Source organism: Kitasatospora sp. NPDC091257, from assembly GCF_044757675.1.
Classification (GTDB): Bacteria; Actinomycetota; Actinomycetes; order Streptomycetales; family Streptomycetaceae; genus Kitasatospora; species Kitasatospora lactacystinica.
The window spans coordinates 1-13,604 of record NZ_JBIVVI010000089.1; the positions used below are offsets into that span (position 1 = coordinate 1).

At 73.8% G+C, this 13,604-nt stretch carries 14 protein-coding genes; 8 read left to right on the top strand and 6 right to left on the bottom strand.

Annotated elements, in window-relative coordinates:
* The 3 genes from ACIQOV_RS06585 to ACIQOV_RS06595 all read right to left on the bottom strand — a co-directional run.
* Positions 1-987: DUF5667 domain-containing protein (locus tag ACIQOV_RS06585; protein ID WP_401045630.1), on the bottom strand; the 987-nt coding region annotated here is incomplete at its 3' end.
* A 265-nt stretch (positions 988-1,252) separates the two neighbouring features.
* Positions 1,253-2,080, bottom strand: coding sequence for an ECF subfamily RNA polymerase sigma factor, BldN family (locus tag ACIQOV_RS06590; RefSeq protein WP_401045651.1), 828 nt, complete (start codon positions 2,078-2,080; stop codon positions 1,253-1,255).
* Between the two features lie 668 nt (positions 2,081-2,748).
* Entirely contained in the window at positions 2,749-3,795 is a 1,047-nt protein-coding gene (locus ACIQOV_RS06595; RefSeq protein WP_401045633.1) for an HAD family hydrolase, read from the bottom strand.
* 104 nt (positions 3,796-3,899) lie between these two features.
* Between ACIQOV_RS06595 and ACIQOV_RS06600 the strand changes: the two genes are divergently transcribed.
* The 7 genes from ACIQOV_RS06600 (at position 3,900) to hemB (ending at position 11,236) form a co-directional block, all read left to right on the top strand.
* The gene (locus ACIQOV_RS06600; protein ID WP_359902750.1) at positions 3,900-4,193 is read left to right on the top strand and encodes a glutaredoxin family protein; all 294 of its coding nucleotides are present in this window, start codon (positions 3,900-3,902) and stop codon (positions 4,191-4,193) included.
* A gap of 173 nt (positions 4,194-4,366) precedes the next feature.
* Positions 4,367-5,122, top strand: a complete 756-nt coding sequence (locus tag ACIQOV_RS06605; RefSeq protein ID WP_401045637.1) for an exonuclease domain-containing protein — start codon at positions 4,367-4,369, stop codon at positions 5,120-5,122.
* A 107-nt stretch (positions 5,123-5,229) separates the two neighbouring features.
* Positions 5,230-6,126, top strand: a complete 897-nt coding sequence (locus ACIQOV_RS06610; RefSeq protein ID WP_401045653.1) for a redox-sensing transcriptional repressor Rex — start codon at positions 5,230-5,232, stop codon at positions 6,124-6,126.
* Between the two features lie 25 nt (positions 6,127-6,151).
* On the top strand, positions 6,152-7,492 hold the full coding sequence (locus ACIQOV_RS06615; protein WP_401045640.1) for a glutamyl-tRNA reductase: 1,341 nt from the start codon (positions 6,152-6,154) through the stop codon (positions 7,490-7,492).
* 41 nt (positions 7,493-7,533) lie between these two features.
* Positions 7,534-8,541, top strand: a complete 1,008-nt coding sequence (gene hemC, locus ACIQOV_RS06620; RefSeq protein WP_401045643.1) for a hydroxymethylbilane synthase — start codon at positions 7,534-7,536, stop codon at positions 8,539-8,541.
* A complete protein-coding gene (locus tag ACIQOV_RS06625; protein WP_359902764.1) occupies positions 8,538-10,187 on the top strand; it encodes a bifunctional uroporphyrinogen-III C-methyltransferase/uroporphyrinogen-III synthase in 1,650 nt (549 codons plus the stop codon). Before hemC ends, ACIQOV_RS06625 begins: the two co-directional genes overlap by 4 nt.
* 68 nt (positions 10,188-10,255) lie before the next feature.
* Entirely contained in the window at positions 10,256-11,236 is a 981-nt protein-coding gene (hemB, locus tag ACIQOV_RS06630) for a porphobilinogen synthase (RefSeq protein WP_401045645.1), read from the top strand.
* Between the two features lie 79 nt (positions 11,237-11,315).
* Here hemB and ACIQOV_RS06635 read toward each other — a convergent pair whose 3' ends face one another.
* The 3 genes from ACIQOV_RS06635 to ACIQOV_RS06645 form a co-directional block, all read right to left on the bottom strand.
* Positions 11,316-11,585 carry a hypothetical protein gene (locus ACIQOV_RS06635; protein WP_359902770.1) on the bottom strand — a complete coding sequence of 90 codons (270 nt, stop codon included), beginning with the start codon at positions 11,583-11,585 and terminating at the stop codon, positions 11,316-11,318.
* 212 nt (positions 11,586-11,797) lie between these two features.
* Entirely contained in the window at positions 11,798-12,142 is a 345-nt protein-coding gene (locus ACIQOV_RS06640) for a rodlet layer protein (protein WP_380542147.1), read from the bottom strand.
* Positions 12,143-12,227: 85 nt separating this feature from the next.
* Positions 12,228-12,572, bottom strand: a complete 345-nt coding sequence (locus ACIQOV_RS06645; protein WP_359902775.1) for a rodlet layer protein — start codon at positions 12,570-12,572, stop codon at positions 12,228-12,230.
* Between the two features lie 299 nt (positions 12,573-12,871).
* Here ACIQOV_RS06645 and ACIQOV_RS06650 point away from each other — a divergent pair, with 299 nt between their 5' ends.
* Entirely contained in the window at positions 12,872-13,537 is a 666-nt protein-coding gene (locus ACIQOV_RS06650) for a hypothetical protein (protein ID WP_401045648.1), read from the top strand.
* The last annotated feature ends 67 nt before the right edge of the window (positions 13,538-13,604 follow it).

Genomic DNA, 13,604 nt, shown 5'->3' on the forward strand with positions numbered 1-13,604 from the left:
GTTGCCGACGGAGCCCGGGGCCCGGTCGGTGCCGGCCGTGGTACCGGATCCGGCCGCGGGGGAGCCGGCCGGGGAGCCGTCGGTGGAGTGGGAGGAGCCGTCGCCCGCTCCGGAGCCGGCCGCGCCACCGCTCTGAGCGGGGGGCAGGACCAGGCGCAGGGGCGCGACGTCCTCGCTTATGTCGTCGAAGAGGCGGTTCACCAGGTCGGCCTGCTGGGTGAGCTGGACGGGCAGTCGGCCCTGCAGCTCGCTCCACCGGCCGTCCTCGTCGTGGGCGAAGCCGGCCAGCGCCCGCATCGGGTCGAGCGAGCCGTTGCTGCGGTAGACCGAGCGCAGCAGCTCGCGGCCCCTGAGGGCGTCGGTGTGCATGTCGTCCAGGGCGCGGCGGACCTGTTCGACGGTGGCCGGGCTGAGGCCGCCGGCCGGGCCGGTGCGGCCGACCAGGGTCTTGGCCTCGCCGAGTCGGGTGGCCGCGTTGTCGAGCAGCAGTTCGCCGCGCTCGGAGTCGGAACCGGCGAAGTCGAGCCGGAGTCCCTCCAGCCCGCGCTTGAGGCCGTACAGCGTGTCCCCGGGGAGGGCGTTGGCGCTGGCCGCGGCGGCGCCGGTCAGGCTGCCGACGGCGAGCCCGGCGACCAGCCCGCCGATCGCGAACCGGCGGCTCCAGCGGCCGCGCGGCGCCGTCCGGATCGCCCGGTGGCGGCGCTGCCGGGGCACCGGGGTGCCCGTCCCGCCGGCGAAGGCCTGCTCGAACGCGGCCATCAGCTGGGCGCGTTGGACCGTGCGGACCTCCCGGTCCAGCACCGGCCCGGGCAGCGCCCCCAGCGCGTCGGTCAGACCGACCAGTTCGGCCATCGCGACCGGACCGGCGCCGGTGGCGGCGGCGTTGTCCGATTCGGCGTTGGCCGCAGCGCGTTGCTCTGCCTGGTGGGCCTCCAGCGCCTCGGCGAAGGCCTTCGCCCGCCGGTGCTCCAGCACGTTTGCCGTCACGGGCCACACCTCCCTTCGTCGTTGTCGACACCCTGGCCTGCCGGACGGTTGCCCTGGCTGGCCAAAGCCACTCCATCGGGTGATAGGCCGCAATTCGACTTGACCGTACGCCTGGTGGGGGCTTGCACGTTGGCCAACGAGTGGTGCGGGCGGTCGGTTACGCACGGCTGATCATCGGACCGACCGTTCACCCTGACGTGTCGGCCGGGCGCGAACGGTGACGGACGGCCGTGCCGTATGGCACCGGGGCCGTCCTCGGCACGGCTCATCGCGCGTCGGGCGGGAGCAGCCGGGCCAGGGTGCGGACGGCGCGGTACTGGAGGGTCTTGATGGCGCCCTCGTTCTTGCCCATGATCCGGGCCGTCTCGGCCACCGAGAGCCCCTGCAGGAAGCGCAGGGTGACGCACTCCTGCTGCTGCGGGTTGAGCCGGCGCACGGCGTCCAGCAGGGCGGCGTTGGAGAGTGACTCCAGCACCGACTCCTCCGGGCTGCGCTCGCACTCGTTGGAGTCCAGCATCTCGCCGGTGGTGACCTCCAGCCGGAAGCGGCTGGACTTGAAGTGGTCGGCGACCAGGTTGCGGGCGATGGTGACCAGCCAGGCGCCGAAGTCCCGGCCCTGCCAGGTGAAGGTGCCGATCCGGCGCAGGGCGCGCAGGAAGGTCTCGCTGGTGAGGTCCTCGGCCGTGGCCCGGCTGCCGACCCGGTAGTAGATGTAGCGGTAGACGGTGTCCGCGTAGTGGTCGTAGAGCCGCCCGAAGGCCTCGCTCTCGCCGGCCTGGGCCCGCTCGACCAGCTCCATGATCGGGTTGTGCTCGGTCTCGTAGCCGGGGTTGGGTGCCGTCCGGGCGCGGCCCCGGCCGGCGCCGGCGCTGCCGGTGCGGCCGCGCGAGCCGGTGCCGGCCGAGCCGGCGGCGGTGGTGCGCAGCGCCGGGCCGGGCGGCTGGGGCTGGGGCTGGACGAACGATCCTCCAGCCGGCGCGAGTTGGGGCAGGACGGCGAACTGGCTGCGGAGCAGGGTGCGCAACAGGGTCAGGCCGGTGGAGATCTGCCGCTCGGCGGTCGGCCGACCGCGCAGGCCGGTGCGGGGGCGCAGGGACGCGGACGACGGGCGGGAGGGTGCAGGCGCGTCGTTCCGGACGGGTGGGTACACGGGACTCCCAGAGGCAGAACTGTGGACGGATCACCTCCGCCTGCGCGGAGAGCACTCCCCGAAGCGTCCGTTCGAGCGGGACGCGTGGTGACGTGCATCCAGGAGAGAATAACGCTTTGTGCAATGACAGCTACACCGTGTGGTCGAAGTGGTCGTTTGGGATCCATTTGTTGTGCATATTCGGCTGACACTGACCGGAGCTGTCATCGTTCATCCGGCTCAACGTGATCGAACAGGCGCTCAGGGTGACCAATTCGGCGGCCTGAGGGGCGGTTTCCCAGCCTTGGGGCTCGGCAACCCCTGACTTTCCCGGCCTGGCGAACGATCAGAACCGGTCACTGGGCGACAGGTTCGTGCAGGTGACTCGGACCACCCTGCGGTGCAGGGGAGTTCGCCCGTAAGAGGGGCCAGGTCAGAGGCCCTGTTGACGCCCGCTCACCCGCCGGGGCGAGCCCGTCCGGACGGCGTCCGGACGGCGTCCGGACGGCGTCCCGATGGCGTCCCGACGGCGTTCCAACGACCCGCCGACGACCTCCCGACCGTCTTCGGGCGGCCCTCGGGCGCGCCCCCGGCGGCCTTCGGGAGCCCGCGCGGCCCCCGGCGCGGGAGGTTCAGGAGCGGCGCCTGCGCCGGTTCAGCGCCACCCCGGCCGCCGTCGCGCCGGCCAGCACCCCGAGCGCGGCCGCGGCCGGCAGCCCCACCCGGGCCGCCTTGCGCCCGGTCCGGAAGTCCCGCACCCGCCAGCCCTGGGTCCGGGCGTGGCGCCGCAGCGCGCCGTCCGGGTTCACCACGTACGGGTGGCCGACCAGCGAGAGCATCGGGATGTCGTTGGCCGAGTCGCTGTAGGCGGCGCAGCGGTCGAGGTCGAGGCGTTCGCGCCGGGCCAGCGCGCGGACGGCGGCGGCCTTGGCCGGGCCATGCAGCAGGTCGCCGACCAGCCGGCCGGTGTACAGGCCGTCCCGGGCCTCGGCGACGGTGCCCAGCGCGCCGGTCATGCCGAGCCGCCGGGCGATGATCCTGGCCACCTCCAGCGGGGCGGCGGTGACCAGCCAGACCCGCTGGCCGGCGTCCAGGTGCATCTGGACCAGGGCGCGGGTGCCGGGCCAGATCTTGTCCGCCACGACCTCCTCGAAGATCTCCTCGCAGATCGCCTCCAGGTCGGCGGTGGGCTTGCCGGCCACGATGCCGAGGGCGGACTGCTTGGCGTCGGAGATGTGGTCCGGGTCCTCGGTGCCGTGCAGCCGGAACCAGGCCTGCTGCCAGGCGAAGCGGGCGATGTCGCGGCGGGTGAGGAAGCCGCGGCGGTAGAGGCCGACGCCGAGGTAGAAGATCGCGGCGCCGCGCAGGATGGTGTTGTCGCAGTCGAAGAAGGCGGCGGCGCGGGGGTCGTCCGGGTCCGGGGTGTGGTTCTCGGTCGAGGCCTTGGGGACCTTGGGGGCCTTGCCGGGCTTCGCCGCGGCCGGCGCGTCCGGCTCGGTGCTGCCGTCCGTTCCGGTGGTGCCGTCCGGCTCGGTGCCGGCGTCCCGCCCCGCGGTGCCGTCCGGCCCGGGCTCGGCCCGCAGCGCGGCCTCGGCCGCCTCGGCCGCGGCTTCGCCGGCCAGGGCGCTCCGCTCGCTGCTGGAACGCCTTGCCTGGGTGAGCCTTCTGAGCACGGCCATGTCATCGAGGATAGCCAGCCGGGCGCGCGGCGACCGTGACGGAGCCGTGCCCGCGAGGTGAACAGCTCCACCGGGTGCCGGGCGCCCCCGGGCGGGCGGGTGCCATGGCGGAGAATGGGGTGGTGAGCCCACTGCTGCGACGTAAGAGCCCCGAGCCCGCGGACCGGACCGTGACCCTGGTCGGCAAGCCGGGCTGCCACCTGTGCGACGAGGCCCGCGAGGTGATCCTCCGGGTGACGGGCGAGCTGGGGGCGTCCTTCGAGGAGCGGGACATCACCCAGGACGAGGAGCTGTACCGCCGCTACTGGGAGCAGATTCCGGTCACCCTGATCGACGGTCGCCAGCACGACTTCTGGCGGGTCGACGAGCGCCGTCTGCGCACTGCCCTCGGCGGCTGAGCGGGGCCTGACCCGGCGTTCGTCCGTGTACCGACCCCCCCGCCGATCGGCGGGGGAGGTTCGCCGAATCGTTGCCAAAGACACTCCGTTCCGGCGTGGGGCGGGGCGGGTTGGTCGGCTTACGATCGAACGCGTTTGCGCCCGTGGGGGGCTGAGCACACGAGGAGTGCGCCATGCTTCCCGGTCCTGCCCTCGGGGTGTCCGGAGCCCCGGAGCCCCGGACGGTCCCCCGGGGCTTCGCCGTGGTGGACGTGGAGGCGACCGGCCGCAGCCCGTGGCGGCACCGGGTGGTCGAGGTGGCCGTGGTGCTGCTCGACGAGCGGCTGCGTCCCGAGGGCGAGTTCGCCACCCTGCTGGATCCGCTGGGCCCGGTCGGTCCGACCCATGTGCACCGGATACGCCAGTGCGACGTGGAGGGCGCCCCGCGCTTCCGGGAGATCGCCCCGCGGCTGCTGGAGCTGCTGGCCGGCCGGGTGCTGGTGGGTCACCACGTCAGCTGCGACCACGCCTTCCTGGATCGCGAGTTCGCCCGGATCGGGGTGCCGCTGCCGCCCGTGCCGCTGCTGTGCACGATGCGGCTGGCCCGTGCCCACCTGCCGCAGGCCCGCGGCCAGGGCCTGGCGGCCTGTGCGGAGGCGGCGGACCTCGGCTGGTACCCGGCGCACACCGCGCTGGGCGACGCCCGGGTGACCGCCGAGCTGCTGCGGCACTGCCTGGGTGCCCCGTCCTGCCCGCCGGGCGACTGGACCGGCCCGCTGCGCGAGGCCGCCGAGGTGCCCTGGCCCCGGCTGGGGCGAGCCCGTTCCCGGCTGTCCGGCGCCGGCGTCCCGCTGCTGCGCAGGGAGGCCCCGTACGGCCCCTGGCTGCCCGGTTCGCGAGCCCCGGAGGTCGTGCTGACCCGGGCCGGTGCTATGCGGTCGATGGCGTGATGCGCATCACTGTGTAGGGACAAAACGGACACCATCTTTGTGCACACGTTCACAAACGCATAGCCTGGCTGCCAAAGCCCAGCTTCACCCACAGGAGCACCGTGGCAATCGGCCGATCACCACAGAGCAGTTCGCAGACGCCCGACCAGGGCGCCGCGCGCCGACCGTCGCGTGCCCGGGGCATCCCGGAGGCGACAGTCGCCCGCCTGCCCCTCTATCTGCGGGCCCTCACCGCGCTCTCCGAGCGCTCGGTGCCGACCGTCTCCTCCGAGGAGCTGGCCGCCGCGGCCGGCGTGAACTCGGCCAAGCTGCGCAAGGACTTCTCCTACCTCGGCTCCTACGGCACCCGCGGCGTCGGCTACGACGTCGAGTACCTCGTCTACCAGATCTCCCGCGAGCTCGGCCTGACCCAGGACTGGCCGGTCGTCATCGTCGGCATCGGGAACCTCGGCCACGCGCTCGCCAACTACGGCGGGTTCGCCTCCCGCGGCTTCCGGGTGGCCGCCCTGTTGGACGCCGACCCCAACGTGGTCGGTTCCACCGCGGCCGGACTGCCGGTGCGGCACATGGACGAGCTGGAGTCGATCGTCGAGAGCCAGCACGTCTCCATCGGCGTGATCACCACCCCGCCCGGCGCCGCCCAGCAGGTGTGCGACCGGCTGGTGGAGGCCGGCGTCACCAGCATCCTGAACTTCGCCCCGACCGTGCTGACCGTCCCGGACGGCGTGGACGTGCGCAAGGTGGACCTCTCCATCGAGCTCCAGATCCTCGCCTTCCACGAGCAGCGCAAGGCCGGCGAGGAGCCGGACGACCGTGCCGAGTCGGTGCTGGACCGCGCCCCCGGTCCGGTCCGGGCGGCCGCCGCCAAGCTGCGCCGCGCGGCCGGCGGCAGCGGCAAGCCCCGGAGCACCGTCGAGTCGGCGGCCAAGGACCAGGCCGAGCAGACCAAGGGAAAGTCCGCCAAGGGCGGCGACGGGGATCTCTCCGCGGTGATGCCCGCATGAACACCGAGAGCTGTGGGGGGCGGGCATGAGCCTTCTCGTCGTAGGGCTGAGCCATCGCACCGCCCCGGTCGGGGTACTGGAGCGCGCCGCGCTGACGGGTGACGTACCGACCCGGCTGCTGCACGACGCGGCCGCCACCGCGACGGTCGGCGAGGCCGCGCTGCTGAACACCTGCAACCGGATCGAGCTGTACGCGGACGTGGACAAGTTCCACGCCGGTGTCGCCGAGCTGTCGCTGCTGCTGGCCCACCACAGCGGGGTGGACCTGGAGGAGCTGACCTCCCACCTGTACGTCCACTACGAGGACCGCGCCGTCCACCACCTCTTCTCGGTGGCCTGCGGCCTGGACTCGATGGTCGTCGGCGAGGGCCAGATCCTCGGCCAGCTGCGCGACGCGCTGGCCAAGGCCCAGGAGGAGCACACCGCCGGGCGCGGCCTGAACGAGCTGTTCCAGCAGGCCCTGCGGGTCGGCAAGCGCGCGCACAGCGAGACCGGCATCGACAAGGCCGGCCAGTCGCTGGTCACCTTCGGCCTGGAGCAGGTCGCGGCGGGCGCGGGCGAGATCGCCGGCAAGCGCGCGCTGGTGGTCGGCGCCGGCTCGATGAGCTCGCTGGCCGCCGCCACCCTGGTCCGTTCCGGCGTGACCGACCTGCTGATCGCCAACCGGACCCCGGCCCGCGCCGAGCGGCTGGTCGAGATCCTCGGCCCGGACGTGGCCTCGGTCCTGGACCTGGCCAAGGTGCCGGAGGCGCTCGCCGAGGTGGACCTGGTGATCTCCTGCACCGGCGCGGCCGGTGTGGTGATCAAGGCCGAGGACGTGGCCGCCGCCGTCGCCTCCCGTACGTCTCCCGAGCCGCTCGCCCTGCTCGACCTGGCCATGCCGCGCGACGTCGACCACACCGTGCACGAGCTGCCCGGCGCCCTGCTGGTCGACCTGGAGAGCCTCTCCCACGCGCACGCCGCCAGCCCCGGCGCCGGCGACGTCGACCAGGTCACCCGGATCGTCTCCGACGAGGTGACCGCCTTCGGCGCCGCCCAGCGGGCCGCCAGGATCGCGCCGACCGTGGTCGCGCTGCGCTCGATGGCCTCCGACGTGGTCGCCGCCGAGCTCGGCCGGCTGGACTCCCGGCTGCCCGACCTGGACGAGCGCTCGCGCGCCGAGATCACCCAGACCGTCCGCCGCGTCGTCGACAAGCTGCTGCACGCCCCGACCGTCCGGGTGAAGCAGCTGGCCGCCGAGCCGGGCGGCGCCTCCTACGCGGAGGCGCTGCGCGAACTGTTCGACCTCGACCCGGCGGCCGTGCACGCCGTGTCGGGCACGCCCGTCGGCGGGGCGCCCCAGCCCTCGGCCGGGGGTACCAGATGAACCGTCAGCCATCCCACGAGTACCACCGGGACGATCACCTCATGAATGGTCAACCGATCACGGAGCAGCCCTCGGCCACCGCGGCCCTGCGGCTCGGCACCCGGCGCAGCGCCCTCGCCATGGCGCAGTCGGGCATGGTGGCCCGCGAGGTGACCAGGGTCACCGGGCGCGCCGTCGAGCTGGTCGAGATCACCACCTACGGCGACACCTCCCGGGAGTCGCTGGCGCAGATCGGCGGCACCGGGGTGTTCGTCTCCGCGCTGCGCGACGCGCTGCTGGAGGGCCGGATCGACTTCGCCGTGCACTCGCTCAAGGACCTGCCCACCGCCGCCCCCCGGGGGCTGGCGCTGGCCGCCGTCCCCGAGCGCGAGGACGTCCGGGACGCCCTGGTCGCGACCGAGGGCCTGGCCCTGGAGGAGCTGGTGGAGAAGCTGGCCGGCGCCGGCCGCCCGGCCCGGATCGGCACCGGCTCGCCCCGCCGGATGGCGCAGCTGAACGCCTGGGCCAACGCCCGCGGCGCGCAGCTGGAGACCGTCGCGATCCGCGGCAACGTGGACACCCGGATCGGCTTCGTGACCAGCGGCGAGCTGGACGCGGTGGTGCTGGCGACGGCCGGCCTGAACCGGCTCGGCCGCAGCGCCGAGATATCCCAGCACCTCGACACCGAGGTGATGGTCCCCGCCCCCGGCCAGGGCGCGCTCGCGATCGAGTGCACCACCGCCGACACCGGGCTGACCGCCGCGCTCGCGGCGCTGGACCACGCCCCCACCCGGGTCGCCGTGGCCGCCGAGCGCGCCCTGCTGGCCACCCTGGAGGCCGGCTGCTCGGCGCCGGTGGCCGCGCTGGCCACCTGGGGCCGGGAGAACGAACTGCGGCTGGACGGCGTGGTCGGCGACCCCGACGGAACCGCCCTGCTGAAGATGTCCGCCAACGGTCCGATCGTCCTCGACGAGACCGCCGAGCAGCAGGCGGTGGCCCTCGGCCGCGCGCTGGCTGACCGGCTGCTCGCCGCGGGCGCGGCCGCCCTGATGGGGGAGCGAGCCCGATGAGCCCCACCACCGCCACCGATGCCCTGTTCCCGGTGGGACAGCCCGCCACCGGACGGTGCACCTTCCTGGGCGCGGGCCCCGGGGACCCGGGCCTGCTGACCCTGCGCGCGGTCGAGGTGCTGTCCACCGCCGACGTGCTGGTCGCCGACCCGCTGACCGCCGCCGCCGTGCGCAGCCACTGTCCGGCCGGCGTGCAGGTGCACGCCCCCGCCGCCGAGGGCACCGACTTCGACCTGGCCAAGCTGGTCGCCGAGGCCGTCCGCTCCGGCAAGCACGTGGTCCGCACCGTCGACGGCGACCCCGGCCTGGACGGCTGCGCCGCCGAGGAGATGCTCAGCTGCGCGGGCGACGGGATCCCGTTCGAGGTGATCCCGGGCGTCGCCCAGTCGGTCGGCGTCCCGGCGTACGCGGGCGTCCCGCTGCGCGCCGGGTCCGGCACCGACGTGCGTTTCGTGGACGGCGCCGCGCTGCTGGCCGGCAGCCCGGTGGACCTGGGCGCGCCGGAGACCACGCTGGTGGTCCGCACCACCCTGGGCCAGCTGCCCGCCACCGCCACCGCCCTGGTCGCGTGCGGCCGCAAGCCGGAGTCGGCGCTGAGCGCCACGCTCTCCGGCACCACCACCCGCCAGCGGACCTTCACCTCCACCCTGTCCGGCATCGCGGCCGACCTGAAGGCCGCCCGGGTGCTGCCCTCGCCGGTCTCCGCCCCGGTCGACCCGGCCACCTCGGTGATAGCCGTGGTGGGCGAGCAGGTCGCCCACCGGGCCTCGCACTCGTGGTTCGAGACCAAGCCGCTGTTCGGCTGGAACGTCCTCGTGCCGCGCACCAAGGAGCAGGCCACCGGCCTGTCCGAGCAGCTGCGCTCGTACGGCGCGGTGCCGCAGGAGGTGCCGACCATCGCGGTCGAGCCGCCGCGCACCCCGCAGCAGATGGAGCGGGCCATCAAGGGCCTGGTCACCGGTCGCTACGAGTGGATCGCCTTCACCTCGGTGAACGCGGTGCGCGCCGTCCGGGAGAAGTTCGAGGAGTACGGCCTGGACGCCCGCGCGTTCGCCGGGATCAAGGTCGCGGCGGTCGGCGAGACCACCGCGCAGGCCCTGGTGGACTTCGGCGTGAAGCCGGACCTGGTGCCCTCCGGCGAGCAGTCCGCGGCCGGCCTGCTGGAGGACTGGCCGCCGTACGACCCGGTCTTCGACCCGATCGACCGGGTGCTGCTGCCGCGCGCCGACATCGCCACCGAGACCCTGGTGGCCGGCCTGGTCGAGCTCGGCTGGGAGGTCGACGACGTGACGGCGTACCGGACGGTGCGCGCCTCGCCGCCGCCGGCCGAGACCCGTGAGGCGATCAAGGGCGGCGGTTTCGACGCGGTGCTGTTCACCTCGTCCTCGACCGTCCGGAACCTGGTCGGCATCGCGGGCAAGCCGCACAACGTGACCGTCATCGCCTGCATCGGCCCGGCCACCGCCAAGACCGCCGAGGAGCACGGCCTGCGGGTCGACGTGATGGCCCCGGCGCCGTCGGCGGCGGCGCTGGCCCAGGCGCTGGCAGACTTCGGGGCCAAGCGCCGCGACACCGCCACGGCCGCCGGTGAGCCGGTCTACCGGCCCAGCGAGCGCCGTCCCGGCTCGCGCCGCAAGGCCCGCTGACACCCCTCATGGCCGGGGGCGGCCGACCGTCGCCCCCGGCACTGCACAACCGTTCGGAGAGAGAAGCCGTGTCCGCTGAATTCCCGTACGTACGCCCGCGCCGACTGCGCCGGAGCCCGGCGATGCGCCGCCTGGTGGCCGAGACCCGGCTGCACCCGGCGGAGCTGATCCTGCCGCTGTTCGTCCGCGAGGGCGTCAGCGAGCCCGTCCCGGTGAGTTCGATGCCGGGCGTGGTCCAGCACACCCGGGACACCCTGCGCAGGGCCGCGGTGGAGGCGGCCGAGGCGGGCCTGGGCGGCCTCATGCTGTTCGGCGTCCCGCAGGTGCAGGACGCGATCGGCAGCGAGGGCACCAACCCGGACGGCATCCTCCAGCAGGCGATCCGGGACGTGGTCTCCGAGGTCGGCGACTCCCTGGTGGTCATGTCGGACCTCTGCCTGGACGAGTACACGGACCACGGCCACTGCGGCGTGCTGGCCGCGGACGGCAGCGTCGACAACGACGCCACCCTGGAGCGCTACGCCGAGATGGCCCGGGTTCAGGCCGACGCCGGCGTCCACCTGGTCGGCCCGTCCGGCATGATGGACGGCCAGATCGCCGTGATCCGGCGGGCGCTGGACGAGGCCGGGCACCAGGACGTGGGCATCCTCGCCTACACCGCCAAGTACGCCTCGGCCTTCTACGGCCCGTTCCGCGAGGCCGTCGGCTCCTCGCTCAAGGGCGACCGCAAGACCTACCAGCAGGACCCGGCCAACGCCCGCGAGTCGTTGCGCGAGCTGGCGCAGGACCTCGCCGAGGGCGCGGACATGGTGATGGTCAAGCCGGCCATGGCCTACCTGGACATCCTGCGCCAGGTCGCCGACGCCTCCCCGGTGCCGGTCTCCGCGTACCAGGTGTCCGGCGAGTACGCGATGGTCGAGGCGGCCGCCGCGAACGGCTGGATCGACCGGGAGCGGATGATCATGGAGACGCTCACCTCGATCCGCCGCGCGGGCGCCGAGCAGATCCTCACCTACTGGGCCCTCGAAGCCGCCGCGATGCTCAAGTAGCGGACCCCGTACGGCGGACGGCCGGGCCGCTCCCGTGGGGGAGCGACCCGGCCTTCCGGGTTTCTGTCAGGCCGTGGACTCAGATGCCCACGTCGCCGGCGTGCGCGAAGCCCGCGCCGCCGCCGATCACGTCGGTGGAGGTGGCGGCACCGCCGCCGAAGCCTCCGGCGACGACGTCACCGGCGTGGGCGACGCCGAAGCCCCCGCCGGCCACGAACGGCTGGTCAGCGGAGGCGACGAACTCGCCGCCGCCGGCCAGGCCGACGTGGGCGAAGGCCGGGGTGGCGGCACCCGCGAGCGCCAGTGCGGCGGCGGCGGTCAGGGCGGCCTTGGCCAGCTTGCTCTTCATGGAACTGCCCTCTCTCTGGGAGCGCCCCGCGGGCGCTCTGACACGTGATCACAACCGGCGGTCCTGATCGGCGATCCACGCGCCGGACCGGCCCGCCGCTCACCCGTCCGGACCGCGCTGCGGCGCGGCCGGCCGGACACTTCGCCCGCACAGCCCGGAGGGCCCGGGGAGGTGTTCCTCCCCGGGCCCTCCGACCGTGCTGTGCCCCTTGATCAGCCGATCAGGTGCGAGACACCCGCGTCGCCCGTGGACTGGGTGTTCTGGCCGACGTTGCAGATCTGCTTCGGCTGGTTGTTCAGGACCGGAACCTCGACCGGGACCGCGATGCCGATGACGGCGACGGCGACGTTGTGGATCTCCGGCAGGCAGATGTTCGGGTTGTCCAGAACGTGGTTGTTCGGGCTGCCGTTGCCGGCGGTGCCGGTGTGGTTGGTGCCGCCGTTGCCCTGGACGGAGGTGGCGGCGCCGTCCGAGTCGACGATGGCGGAGGCCGAGCCGGCGGACATCGCGAAGGCGGCGGCGGCCAGGCCGGCGGCGGCGAGGGACTTCTTGATCATTTCTGGTTTTCCTCTCGGGGTGAATCGGGGAGCGATTCGTAGGTGGATCGTGAGGGTGGTGCAGGGAGAACGGAGCGGCGACCGATCAGCCGATCAGGTGGGACACGCCGCCGTCGCCCTGGCTCTGGGTGCCCTGGCCGACGGTGCAGTACTGCCTGCCGCCGTTGTTGGCGATCGGGACCTCGACCGGGACGGCCACGCCGAGCACGCCGACCGCGATGTTGTGGATCTCCGGCAGGCAGATGTTCGGGTTGTCCAGGAAGTGGAAGTTCGGGCTGTTGTTCCCGACCGTGCCCGTGAAGTTGGTACCGCCGTTGCCCTCGATGGAGGCGGCGGCGCCGTCCGCGTCACCGATGGCGGAGGCGGGCGCGGCGGCACCGGCCAGCGCGGCGACGGCCAGGCCGGCGGCGGCGAAGGACTTCTGGATCATGGCGAGATCCCTCTCTGAAATGCTCTTTGGATTCCGTGCGTACAACGCTGAGAACGCTCAGACCCGGTCTGCAGTCACTGACGTCCAGATCAAAGAACGACGGCACGGAAGGTTACGGGGATTTTTGAAAAGAGTCCCGGAGGCACGACGGCGGAGGGAATCCGATCGGATTATTACTCCGAACCGGTTAACGGCCGCAATCCGCACTCCCGGTCACTCGTTGAGCAGATCGCTTTCCGGTTGCGGCCCCGCAGCCCTTCCCAGTGATCCCCAGTACGGACAGCAGAACGGTGAAAAGCATGAAGTTCTCCCAGCGGGCCGGCGCGATGCTGCTGGCGGTCGGTGCCGGTGTGCTCGCCTCCCAAGGAGCGGCCGGCGCCGCCACCCCGATCGGCCCCGACCAGGTCGGCGCGCTGGAGGACGCGCTGGCCACCCAGCAGGTCCCGGCGGACATCCCGCTCGCCCCGCTGGGCAGCCGGCTCACGGCCGGCATCCCGACCTCGCTCCTGATGCCGCCGGCGCCCGACCGGACCACCAGCGGCGGTGGCGCGCTGCTCCCGGAGCAGATCCTTCCCCAGCTGACCACCGGCAGGGTCGGCCCGAGCGCCAAGGCCGACCTGCCGATCCCGCTGGTCGACCAGGGCGCCGACCTCGGCAAGGTGCTGCTGGACGCCCCGGCCGCGCCGCTGCACGCCAGGACCCCGGGGCTCACCCTCGGCAAGCCGCTCTCGCTCGCCCAGGACGGCGCCGGCCAGCTCGCCGACGGCCGGCTGAAGGTGGACGAGATCGACCCGCGCCTGGTCTCCGGCGCGGTGCAGGTGGTCCCCGGGGCCAAGGCCAGCCTCGGGGGCGAGGACAGCCGGCTCTCCCTCACCGACACGGCGGCCGCCCTGGCCGGGACCACCACCGGGACCGCCACCGGCGTGGTGCGGACGACCGGGCTGACGGGCCTGACCCAGCTCTGACCCGGTTCCGTCCCGGGCACCGCGCCCGGGACGGGAGCCCGGCACCCCGGCCGCGCGGCCGGGGGGC